This window comes from Donghicola mangrovi (assembly GCF_013377535.1).
GTDB classification, from domain to species: Bacteria; Pseudomonadota; Alphaproteobacteria; order Rhodobacterales; family Rhodobacteraceae; genus Donghicola; species Donghicola mangrovi.
Genome location: NZ_JABCJE010000010.1, coordinates 1 through 11406, shown reverse-complemented (window position 1 = coordinate 11406; position 11406 = coordinate 1). Strand labels below are relative to the sequence as shown.

The following is an 11406-nucleotide window of genomic DNA, read 5'->3' as shown; positions in this document are numbered from 1 at the left end:
CGAAGCGACCATCCAAGGCATAGCGCAGCATTGTAAAACCGACCAATGTCCGCAGTGCGGACGAAGCCAACCTTCAGCAACTTGCCACGCTTGGCTCTATTGATATGGTGACGGGATGAACGCACCTTACCGCCTTCCAGATGAGTTCGAGACCGACCGCTATCATCTTCGCCGAGTGAAGTTCGATGACGCGCAGGCCATCTTCGACAGTTATGCCACCGATGCGGAAGTCACTCGCTTCCTTGGTTGGACGCCCCACCAAAGTGTCGCTGAAACGACTGCTTTCCTGAAGATTGCTGCGGCGGAGTGGGTTTCGGGAAAAGGTTTCCCTTTGGTCACATTTGATAGCCGACAACCTGCTCAGCTTGTTGGGATGTTTCATCCTCATCTGATGGGTCATAAGGTGAGCTACGGTTACGTCTTACGGGCGTCGGCTTGGGGTAAGGGCTGCGCATCCGAGGTCATGGTGTGGCTCGTGGATCATGCCTTGTCGCATCCAAGCATTCACAGAGCCGAAGCGTTCTGTGATGTGGAGCATCCAGCGTCCGCCCGGGTAATGGAAAAAGCTGGCATGGTGCGCGAGGGCATCCTGCGGCGCTACTTCCGGCACCCCAACATCTCAGACATTCCGCGCGATTGCTTCATATACTCCAAGGTCCACTAAGACTCGAAGCGGTCTTATGCTGAGACGCGGCGGGCCGTGCGGTTGGCACGCAGCAGTGACCGTCGTTCCCAGCCCTTATCAGCCATTCATCTGATCCGGCTGCGCCGCAGTGCGGCTTCACCGAACCGGCCTTTCGCCGCGAGCGCGAAAACCAATGATGCGTCAACTCACGGTGTACGGACTTCTCTGTCATTCGATTTACTTACATTGAGAGCTGCTTCGTTTACGAAGAGAATCTGTAACTTTCAATTTCAGAACGCCTCACCCGGACATTTGACTACCCAACAGATGTCAAAAATGCTCGCATCCATTCTAAACTTGTTCGATTTTTGGGGCCAAGTATGATCTCCTGAATCGCTTACCTAGGGTCAGGATGCATTGATTTCGCTCGCGCGGCATGATTCACGGTCCGGAAAATGGAGCGGTGACATGAGCGATCTCTTCTAGCTGACCGACACGCAGATGTCGCGTCTGGCGCCTTTCTTTCCAAAGTCGCACGGTAAGCCCCGGGTGGATGACAATCGGGTGCTGAGTGGAATTATCTCCATTAATCGCAATGGCTTGCGCTGGCGGGATGCGCCGCAGGAATATGACCCTCATAAAACGCTCTATAGCCGCTGGAAGCGTTGGAGCGAAAAGGGCATATTCGCGCGAATGAAGGCCGGGCTGGCAGCGGAACACGGCGAGACGACGACCGTGATGATCGATGCGACCTACTTGAAGGCCCACCGAACGGTGACCAGCATGGCCGTCAAAAAGGGGGGCGTGCTCGCCTGATTGGTCGCACCAAGGGCGGCATGAACCGTTGCCCGGCAGGGCATTGCGAGGCAATGGCCCGAGAGGGACCAAATTGCACGCCATCTGCGACAGTCAGGGACGACCGATCAACTTGTCCGTCACCGCTGGACAGGTCAGCGACTCTATCGGCGCACGGGCGCTGCTCTGTGATTTGCCAAACGTCAAATGGCTGCTCGGGGATCGTGGCTATGACGCCGATTGGTTCAGAGAAGCGTTGCAGGACAAAGGGTTACGCGCGTGTATCCCAGTTCGAAAGAAACGCACAAAGCCGGTCAAATATGACAAACGCCGATACAAGCGGCGCAATCGCATTGAGATCATGTTTGGGCGACTCAAGGATTGGAGGCGCGTGGCCACCCGATATGACCGGTGCCCGAAGGTGTTCCTCTCAGCCTTCGCCCTCGCGGCTCGCGTCATTTACTGGTTACGAATCCTGACCCTAGGCATAGGCGGGATCGTAGGGAAAGCGCTGAGGATCGAAGATCGTGGTAATGGCAATCGATCTCAGGCTCTATACGCAGAGACTTCAGCCCCACCCCCGGATGATGACCGCGTCCCGGATGGGCATGACAGGCTCCAAAGTGCCGACAAAGATGCGCTGGTTCATCCAAGCATGTGGCCCGTCCGGCGCCGTGACCTCGATCACCGAACGGCGGTAGGGGTCCGGGCCGACTGTCTCGTCGATCTTTACACGGTTCTCGATGGTGAGCACAGCGCCGTCCTCGGTCTGCATCTCGTAAAGCGCGTACAGCGACTTGATTCCCCCGGGGCTGACCAATTGGCGGTCGGCACCTCCGGGAAGGACACGGCCTGTCAGCGACTCGAAGCCCGGCCCGCCGATGACATGGCCGCCGGTGATCGGCACCACGTAGCGATGGCCGCGCGGCGACGCTCCCCAGTCCTCTCGCGGAGCAATGTCCACGAGGGCGGTCCAGATCAGGGCCAGCCCGGGGGCCGCTGGCGGATGGCGTGCGACGATTTCTTCGGGTGTCATAGGATTGCCTCTCGTGTTGCGGGACCGCGGCGCGCCCCTCAGGATGTCTTCGCGTAGCGGCAGGCGAGATCGCCAACCAGTTTGCGGCGAAATGCCAGCTCTTCTTCGGTGCCAAGTTCAAGCCCTAGCGACACCTCCGTCGAAACCCGGTTCGATACCGCGTGAAAGGACACGCCAAGGATCGCGAAATACAGGTCGATCACGCGAAAATCGGGACGCATAGTGCCCTCTGCGCGGCCGCGCGCGCAGATCGCGTCCAAGGCGGCGAGGTTGGCGTTACTGCGCCTGCGAACGGGGTCGGACCCCCGGATGGTTGACCCGTTGGCGAGGTTCTCGGCCATGATGAGACGGACGAAATCCTCATTGGCGTTAAACTTGTCAAAGGCTTCCTGTGCATAGGCCCGCAGGCTTTCCATGGCCGAAATGCCAGGATCGGCCCCTTCGGCGTTGCGGCCAACGCGGGCATAGGCGGCTTCCAGTACGGCAGCATAGAGGCCTTGCTTGGACTCGAAGTGATAGTACAACATGCGCTTCGACGTATCCGAGGCCTTGGCGATTTCATTCACGCTGGCGCCCTCGAATCCGTGGGCAACGAATTCCCGCGTGGCGACTTCGATGATGTTCCGCCGCGTCTCCTGCGCTAGATCCGCCCCGTCCTGATCGGCGGCCAGTCTGCGCCGTCCGGCGCGCGGGCGTGGCTTGTCCTCTGATTTCACGAAACAAATCCTCCCAGAGAGACAGTGTGCCAAGGGCTGAGTGAATACAATCAGAAACTGTCTTTACTTAAATGAACCACGTGGTACAAAAAATGCAAGCGATGTTTTGACGGGCGAGGAGGTCGCCGTCGAGCATCGCAAGGGACACCGTCCGGGAGGAGACGACCATGATGAAGAATACCCTGATGGCCTGCGTGGCCGCCTGTTCACTCGGGACCGCGGCCTTTGCCGCCGATCGGGTCGAGTTGATCTACTCGGACACCGTGTCCGAGAATGACATCCGTACCACGACCCTGCGCGAAGCGTTCGGCGCCTGCCTTGGGGATGAGTTTGAATTCAAGTCCTACCACGGCGCGACCCTGTTCAAGCAGGGCACCGAGATGACCGCCATGCAGCGCGGCAACTTGGATATGGCGAACCTGGCGATATTTGATTTCTACAACCAGATCCCCTCGACCGCGATTTTGGGCACACCCTTCTTGTTCCGCGACTATGACCACATGCGTGCGGTCTACAATTCGGACGTGCTGGACAGCATGCTGGCTGAGATCGAAGAGAAGGCAAAGGTAAAGATCCTGTCCTTCCCCTACATCGGCGCCCGCCATCTGGGCTATGTGGGCGACAATCGCATCATGACCCCTGCCGATCTGGAAGGTGTAAAACTGCGCATGCCTCCCGGTGAGGGCTGGCAGTTCGTTGGCACTGCCATGGGCGCATCGCCCGTTCCCGTTCCCTTCACCGAGGTCTACACCGCCCTGCAAACCGGCGCGATTGACGGTCAGGACAACGGCTTTCCCGCAGTGCGCAGCATGAAGTTCGACGAAGTGATCAACCACATCGGCAAGACCGCCCACCTGATCGCCGCGAACGAATTCACGATCTCGATGTCCAAGTGGAACTCGATGACCGAGGCGCAGCAGGCCAAGGTTCAGGAATGCGCCGACAATTTCGAGTCGGCGCTAGACAAGGTGACTCTGGATCAGGAAGCCACGCTTGAGGCGGACATGGTCGCCAATGGGCTGGACGTCTACACCCCTGACAACGCCGCTTTCCAAAGCCACGTGATCGAGGTCTACCAAAACTCGGAGTACTCGAAAGACTGGCCCGACGGCATGATCGACGCAATCATTGCCTTCGGCCAATAAGGCCCGCAAACGCTGCAAACCGGCAGGGATAGTTTGCTATCCCTGCCGATCCTTCGCGCCTTTCAGGACCGGATCAGCTATGGAACCTGTCACTACGCTCTGGCAGCGGTTTGCCGCTTTGCCTCGTCACATCAGCGCGCTGCTTCTGGGCAGCATGTTCGCTGTGTTTATCCTGCAAATCGTCTTCCGCTATTTCCTGAACCTGCCCGTCGGCTGGACCGTAGAATGGGTGACCATCGCATGGGTCTGGGGCATCCTATTCAGCTTTGCCTTTGTGGTCCGCCAAGGGGATATGATCCGTCTGGATATCGTCTACAGCGCCGTGCCGCGCGCCGTGCGCCGCGCCTTTGATGTTTTTACTGGCCTGACCTGCGCCGTGATCTTCATCTACACCTTGCCCGCCGCGTGGGGCTACGTGACCTTCATGGAGATCGAGCGCACCGCCTATCTGCGCTGGCCCTTTGATCTGGTGTTCGGCATCTACATCCCCTTCCACATCTCGGTCATCATCAGGATGCTACTGACCGCATGGGGCGGCATCATGGGATCGCGCAGCCGCGACGAGGTAGACCTGCATCCGGAGACCCATGACTATGACTGATCCGTTTCTGCTTTCCATGGCGCTGATCGTCTTTCTGTCGATCGCAGGTCTTTCCGTCGGCCTCGCCATGATGTGCGGCTCGTTCCTGTATCTGATCATGAAGGGCTATGACCCCTCCATCGCATCCGAGCAGCTGCTACAGGGCCTTTACAACGGCTATACACTGCTTGCGATCCCACTTTTTATTCTGGCCGCAGACATCATGAACATCGGTAGCCTTGCGGACCGTCTGCTACGGTTCTGCCAAGCGCTGGTTGGTCGCTTCCGTGGCGGGCTAGGCCATGTGAACGTGGTCTCTTCGGTGATCTTTTCCGGTATGTCGGGCTCAGCCGTAGCCGATGCGGTGGGCATGGGCAAAATCATCATCGGCCTGATGACCCGTGACGGGAAATATACTGCCAGCTACGCCGCTGCGATCACCGCAGCCACGGCCACCGTCGGCCCGATCATCCCGCCATCAATTCCAATGGTGCTCTATGCACTGGTGTCGGATCAGTCTGTGGGCTTTCTCTTTGCGGCGGGCCTTGCCCCCGGCCTGTTGATGGCGCTGGCGATGTCTGTGATGAACTACATCATCGCCCGCAAGCGCGGCTTCCCTACGGATCAGGCCGTTCCAATGTCCGAATTGCCGCGTATCACCATGCAGGCCCTTCCGGCCCTAATGCTGCCGGTCATACTTCTGGGCGGCATCTACAGCGGCATCGTCACCCCGACCGAGGCTGCAGCCGTCGCATCCGCCTATGCGCTAATGATCTCGGTCATGCTGTATCGCTCGGTCAGCTTCCGCGCGTTCTGGGAGACACTGTCGTCTGGCGCCCGATCCGCTGGTTCCATCGGTGTGTTGATCGCAGGCTCGATCACCTTCAACTATGTGATCACCCGCGAAGACGTGCCGAACGCACTGGCCACATGGCTTGGCAGCATGGACCTTAGCCCGACCGGTTTTCTGGTGATGGTCAACATCCTGATCTTACTGTTGGGATGTGTGCTGGAAGGCGGCGCAATCCTGCTAATCGTGGTGCCGATCCTGATCCCCGCCGTGCAGGCCATGGGTATTGATCTGATCCATTTTGGCGTCATCGCCGTTGTCAACTCGATGCTGGGGTTGATCACGCCACCCTACGGCCTGCTGCTGTTCATCACCGCGAACATCACCAAACAGCCCCTTGGCGCCATCGTCCGCGATATCTGGCCCTTTATTCTGGCGCTGCTGTTTGCACTGGGGATCATCACCTTTGTCCCCGATTTCGTCCTCTTTTTGCCGCGCCTGCTTGGCTACCAAGGCTGATCGCCAAGGAGACTCCAATGATCAATCCCGAAATCAACACCTTCCTTCAGGTCTGGAACAATGCATGGAGCGATCTGCCCGAGGGCGCGCCCATCACCGACCGCCGGTTGCTGTTCGAATATATCGCAGACCGGATGCGCATGCCGCACCCCGACAGCGTTGAGGTCGCCACCCGCTTTGTCCGCTCTGAAGGGCGCAATGTTTTGTGCCGGATCGACCGCCATAGCAGAGGCGGAGTGCAGCCTTGCCTGATCTACATGCATGGCGGCGCGTGGATGCAGGGTAGCCCGATGACCCACTCTGACATCACCAGCCGCATCGCCGAGGCCAATGCCCAGACCGTGATCAGCGTAGACTATGCCCTCGCGCCCGAGCATCCCTTTCCAAAGGCCGTGCATGAGGTGATCGACGTGGCCCGCTGGGTCAGCGAAAACGCAGCCGATCTTGGCATCGATCCGACCCGCGTCGCCATCGGCGGTGACAGCGCAGGGGCCAACCTTGCAGCTGCAGCCTGCCTTAAGCTGCGCGGCACCGATGCTGCACCAATGGCCCAGTTGCTGGTCTATCCATGCGTTCACTTCGAGATGTCCTTCCCGTCATATCAGGAGAACGCCGAAGGTCCGCTGGTCCGCACGCGGGACATGGCCGCGACCAATATGATGTACTGCGGCTCGGAAGAGAACCTGACACATCCACTCGCAGCACCCTTGCACGCCGAAAATCACACAGGGCTGCCGCCCGCCTTCATAGCCGTGGCAGAGCACGATCCGCTGCGCGACGACGGCTACGCCTATGCCGAAATATTGCGGGCTGCGGGCAACGACGTGACCTTCGATGAGGGCAAGGGGCTGATCCACGGCTACCTGCGCGCCATGGCATATTGCCACGACACGCGAGCCCGCCTCGCGGCCATGACCACCTGGCTGAATGGTATGTACACAGGGTGAGCGCCCATTAGTTGACTGGCATGCCGTCTGCGCGACCGTCATTCCTTTCTGACAGTCGAGCGCGTAAGCTATGAGCGCAAACCTGTCCAGCGACATCCTACAATTTGGGTGGCGAATGCAGCCGGACGCGTCTATGGAACAGGTTGGACCGGAAACTGTCATAGAGCGAGCGCACCTAGATTGATTTTACGCAACCAAAAGGGGACGGTGCAGGCATTGATGTCGACCTGGAGCACGAAATCTGTTCATGACGAGAAGCTGCTTACGGCTCGCTGCTTTCTGAGCAATGCGCCATGCTTCTGGCCGCAACTGCCTATGCGGTTGTCGCCTCAAGCCTCCACCTAATCCAAGAGTTGCCGCCGCCTTGGTTGGTCGCCCGGGCAGAACCGGACAACCGTCGCACCGTGGGCCCGCAACGTCTCGTTGTTAAGCAATGATATCCAAACCTGGGCCTGAGGCATCCCGACCGCGTTGGTAGTGCAGAGATTTAGCGAAAACGTCGCCATGGCTCTGGAAACAGACCATCGAATGAACTTTTACCACCCGCCTTCGGTGACATCGCGGATGCCACTAACGAATAGCCGAGCGTGAGTTCGATAACTTCTGCATCTACAACTCGGGCCAAACGCCGATGATGGCAGCCGGATCGATGCATCTGTTCTCGTACTATGGCTTTTAGATTGCGTGGTTCGCCGAAAAAAGAGCGACCCAACTCAGCGAGCCCAAGCTATTCTAATACCGTAATGAAATTTCGCCGAAGGGCTGAGAGCGGACTTGCGGCAGCGCAGCACCAGACGCGTGTACTGACATTCGGCAAACGTCATTCCCGGCCCTTTGCTGCCGGTCGGGATTGCGCCGATGCCGCAGTGCAGCTTCACCAGACCGGACTTTCGAGGCATCCCGCAACATCTTTAACAGCCGAAGGTCGGGAATGCGCAGTTAGCGGACTTTGCTTCATTGGGCTCACTACTTGGAAGCAACCGTTCGGGCCAAACGCAGTGATGGACACGCCACTCAAGAACCAAAACGTACGTAATGCTGCGAAACGCTTAAACGTTTCTTCCTCAATTTTGGGGAGTTCTTTGAACTGTCTGCGTGCTCTCAACAACTAATCCATCTTGGAAGCTTCCAAGAGACCCAGCCAACGGATCCGTCGGCGGTTTCAACTCTATGCCAATCGCCCGTGCGGTCGCCCAAGAATTTAATACTCTCTCCCGGTGCTAATTTTGCCAAACGAACGCCACGACTTGTGCTGGGTTCTGTTCTTAGCGCGAGCCAATCATCCGGTGGACGAACATCATCCACGTAGCAAGTTACAAACTGAGGCAAAGCGATCGCCTCTGCTTCAATGAACCGTTTCGTTAATTCACGTACACACTCGCGATAGTTCGCACTTTCTATCTGCTGATGTTCTCGCAAAACTTGTTGAATCCCGTTCCAACTTTCTTCGGTTACTTCTATGTTCTGTGAGCTTCCCGAAGAGCTAAGTACCAGATTATTCCTTGAATTGCGGACTACACCCTGTACAGATGAAACGGTACAGCTATCTACGGCCAGCCGTGCAGCTCTTTCACTCAAGCTCTCGTTTGCAAGGCAAAATCCGGGAAAAAGAAGACAAAACAAAAAAACCGCGTGAATCTTCTTCATTTCAGTTTTCCCATAACAATGGGCGTCAATTCCTTGACGCAAGCTCGGTAGTCTTGATTGTCGGAAAGTTGATCCGTATTTACAACCTGCCTTATACTGGACCACTCCTCATCGGTCAGTTCAACATAGGCGTCTGCCTCTAATTTTCCGACGAGGCGAACCCGGACGCTTCCATCAATTTTTCCCTTTGCAACTAAACTTGAAAAACTACCTTCATCCTTAGCCGTCTGGCAGGTGTCGCGCACCAATTGCATTACCTCTCTGGCGGTCTCTTGCGCGCGAAGAGAAGTAGCGGATATCAGAATAAGACAAGACAATGAAACTGAAAATTTTATCATACCAATTCCCCAAAAACAGTATTACGTTTGAACGATATGCTCACCACGCTTCTTCTTAAATTTCATTACTTAAAAGCATCAACAAATAGCCATTTTTAACTGAAGTATTTGCACTCATTCTGCAAAGAAACCCAGTAATTGAAGTTCTTTAGCCAAATCGAACACCCAAATTTTCCACTTCTCGCCCCGCCACTGTTCCAAGATGAAGGTCCCCTCTACCGGACTTGTAAATCGGGGCGGAAGGGTTGTTTGCACTGCGAACAGAGATGCGGCTGCGCTGTGGCGAATTTGCACGCTCATGTTTGGAATATCTTTTTTCTCAATCAAATCATGCCATTCAACAAGCAGATTCCCACTCCTTAGAAACTCGCCCCAACTGACAGTTCTCAGCATTGTGCAATTTATCTGGTTAGGACTAGGACACTAGTGCGTCTTTAAGTGCGCAAGTGTAGCCGTCAGCGTACAGCCGTAGGAAGGCGCTATTTCGCATTTACTTCTGAAACAATTTTGTAATTCCCGTTCACGCGTTCGAGTGTATATTTGTACATATCGGAACCGGAATTATACAGGCCATTCCCATTAGACACATTGAACTTCGTCCACCCAACAACGACACATTGATATCTCGTGCAGGCTGACTTTTCCTCAATCGGAACGAACGTGTAATCTCGATTTGGCCAACGGTGAAATATCCTTTTCTTTTCATCTACCACCTCGCTTACGGAAGAAGTTCTGCCATAAAAATCTACACCATCCGCATAAATTGAAGCCATAAATCTCAAGGCCTCTTGATTGGAAGAGGAAATGGCATCATGCAGATTGTATATTAGACCAATGGCATCTTCAGTTGAGTATTCATTTAAGAATTCATCTATTGGGCCTAGGATAGAGATTGAGTCTCCCAAAATCCCGACCACAAGACCGGCTCCTCCAATAAGACCCCACAACCTCTTGGGAAACATGATCTCTCCACCTTTCAATGGCCCTCTAAGCTTTCCATAGACGTAATAAGCCAGCCAGCCGTTGCATTGATCCAATAGATGTCTAGATTATAAAATTCCCAATTTTCTCGAGCTTTTTCGAGCGAATACCTCGATATTCACGGATACCACGTACCCATCATCGTATTTTTTTGTAGCTTTCGGATGCTGTATGCGTTTCCTGCGCCAGAACCTTTAAAATTTTGCAAAGGCAGATCTACCCACATTGCAATGTGTGCTTGCCTAGAACATTCCTGCAATAGCAAATAGTAGATTGCAGTAGAAGTTACAGCGCCAGAGGGCCCCTCTAGAACCCTCGCTACATCGCTCTCTTTCTGAAATATCTCTCGAAGTGCAAATGAAACGGAAACGCTGGAATCCAATATTGACAGAGCGTTCGCTAAAGTTGCAGTATTTCTAGAAGCATAGGGCGTTGACCCAGCAACCTTTTGCGCTGCGCTACGAGCCGCGTATGCTGCTGCGCTTTCAGCAGATAACCTTGCTCCTTTGTTAACTGCGCTATTTTTGATGCTATCTTTTGCGGCAACACGTCCTGATGACGTGGAGAGGGTGCTCAAAGCTTTTATCAGCTTTCCTACACTTGCACTTCCACGACTCGGCAGCCACAATGCATTCGCAGACAATAGAAAAACTTGAATCAAAAAACGCCTGCGCATTCCTATCTCCCGCCACACGAGTCAATCTTGCATCACAATGACGCCATGTGTCTAGCGCAGTCAAAATTGCATGTTTCTCTTTTCACAGGTTACACGTCACTCCCATTTATATGAACTCTTTCTATCGATAATTAAGCTTCATATCCTATACATGTAAGATGTCGCCCATATGGAAGAAATTGTCGCTACTAACGCCCCATGTTTTGAATTTTAACAGATTGCAAGGCGAGTATATTTTCGCCTCATCTGCCAAGACAGGGCTGCAGACATTGTTTTACCTTGAGGGGCCTTCTGAACCGTTCCGACAGGGGCAGAGAATAAACGCTTCAAAAATTTCTGGAGATCAAGAAAATGCTAAACTAAAATAATTTGATAGTGATTTGATTTCCAGATAGATGAGGGTTCTTTGCAAAACTCATTCGACGATGACAAATGATGTTGATGGGATTTGTTTCGCTGTGCGGGAGTTGGTATCGCGTAAAGGAAACCGCGCTTCGCGGCAATGCTTGGTTGGACGCCGTGAGGAGCACAAATGTCATGGAAGGGCTGAGAGCGGACTTGCGGCGGCGTAGCACCATAGCTGTGTATTCACATTCGTCAGACGTCATTGC

Annotated in this window: 13 protein-coding genes and 1 pseudogene; 6 read left to right on the top strand and 8 right to left on the bottom strand. The window is 54.8% G+C overall.

The window, feature by feature from the left end; all coding sequences use genetic code 11:
* Positions 1-115 precede the first annotated feature (115 nt).
* Positions 116-664 (top strand): GNAT family N-acetyltransferase, encoded by a 549-nt coding sequence (locus HJ536_RS16310; protein WP_177158532.1) that lies wholly within the window; start codon positions 116-118, stop codon positions 662-664.
* Between the two features lie 462 nt (positions 665-1126).
* Positions 1127-1889 (top strand): annotated as a pseudogene (locus tag HJ536_RS16305) (IS5 family transposase); the annotation flags it as partial.
* Positions 1890-1988: 99 nt separating this feature from the next.
* Here HJ536_RS16305 and HJ536_RS16300 read toward each other — a convergent pair.
* A complete protein-coding gene (locus tag HJ536_RS16300; RefSeq protein ID WP_177158531.1) occupies positions 1989-2456 on the bottom strand; it encodes a DUF3237 family protein in 468 nt (155 codons plus the stop codon).
* Positions 2457-2494: 38 nt separating this feature from the next.
* Positions 2495-3172, bottom strand: a complete 678-nt coding sequence (locus tag HJ536_RS16295) for a TetR family transcriptional regulator (RefSeq protein ID WP_177158530.1) — start codon at positions 3170-3172, stop codon at positions 2495-2497.
* Positions 3173-3339: 167 nt separating this feature from the next.
* On the opposite strand from HJ536_RS16295, the gene dctP reads away from it, so the two are divergent.
* The 4 genes from dctP to HJ536_RS16275 all read left to right on the top strand — a co-directional run bounded on the left by dctP (position 3340) and on the right by HJ536_RS16275 (position 7153).
* On the top strand, positions 3340-4317 hold the full coding sequence (gene dctP, locus HJ536_RS16290) for a TRAP transporter substrate-binding protein DctP (protein WP_177158529.1): 978 nt from the start codon (positions 3340-3342) through the stop codon (positions 4315-4317).
* Between the two features lie 79 nt (positions 4318-4396).
* Positions 4397-4918 (top strand): TRAP transporter small permease, encoded by a 522-nt coding sequence (locus tag HJ536_RS16285; protein WP_177158528.1) that lies wholly within the window; start codon positions 4397-4399, stop codon positions 4916-4918.
* Positions 4911-6206 (top strand): TRAP transporter large permease, encoded by a 1296-nt coding sequence (locus HJ536_RS16280; RefSeq protein WP_228028763.1) that lies wholly within the window; start codon positions 4911-4913, stop codon positions 6204-6206. The genes HJ536_RS16285 and HJ536_RS16280 overlap by 8 nt, the downstream gene beginning before the upstream one ends.
* 17 nt (positions 6207-6223) lie before the next feature.
* Positions 6224-7153 (top strand): alpha/beta hydrolase, encoded by a 930-nt coding sequence (locus HJ536_RS16275; protein WP_177158526.1) that lies wholly within the window; start codon positions 6224-6226, stop codon positions 7151-7153.
* 1101 nt (positions 7154-8254) lie between these two features.
* Here HJ536_RS16275 and HJ536_RS16270 read toward each other — a convergent pair.
* The 6 genes from HJ536_RS16270 to HJ536_RS20970 form a co-directional block, all read right to left on the bottom strand.
* Positions 8255-8800 carry an SH3 domain-containing protein gene (locus tag HJ536_RS16270; protein ID WP_177158525.1) on the bottom strand — a complete coding sequence of 182 codons (546 nt, stop codon included), beginning with the start codon at positions 8798-8800 and terminating at the stop codon, positions 8255-8257.
* Positions 8797-9054: a hypothetical protein gene (locus HJ536_RS16265; protein WP_177158524.1), complete on the bottom strand. Its 258-nt coding sequence runs from the start codon at positions 9052-9054 to the stop codon at positions 8797-8799. Before HJ536_RS16265 ends, HJ536_RS16270 begins: the two co-directional genes overlap by 4 nt.
* A 198-nt stretch (positions 9055-9252) precedes the next feature.
* Positions 9253-9531, bottom strand: coding sequence for a hypothetical protein (locus HJ536_RS16260; protein ID WP_177158523.1), 279 nt, complete (start codon positions 9529-9531; stop codon positions 9253-9255).
* A gap of 86 nt (positions 9532-9617) precedes the next feature.
* On the bottom strand, positions 9618-10100 hold the full coding sequence (locus HJ536_RS16255; protein ID WP_177158522.1) for a hypothetical protein: 483 nt from the start codon (positions 10098-10100) through the stop codon (positions 9618-9620).
* 137 nt (positions 10101-10237) lie between these two features.
* Positions 10238-10795: a hypothetical protein gene (locus tag HJ536_RS16250; protein WP_177158521.1), complete on the bottom strand. Its 558-nt coding sequence runs from the start codon at positions 10793-10795 to the stop codon at positions 10238-10240.
* A 359-nt stretch (positions 10796-11154) separates the two neighbouring features.
* A partial coding sequence (locus HJ536_RS20970; protein WP_228028762.1) for a hypothetical protein occupies positions 11155-11406 on the bottom strand: 252 nt, incomplete at its 5' end.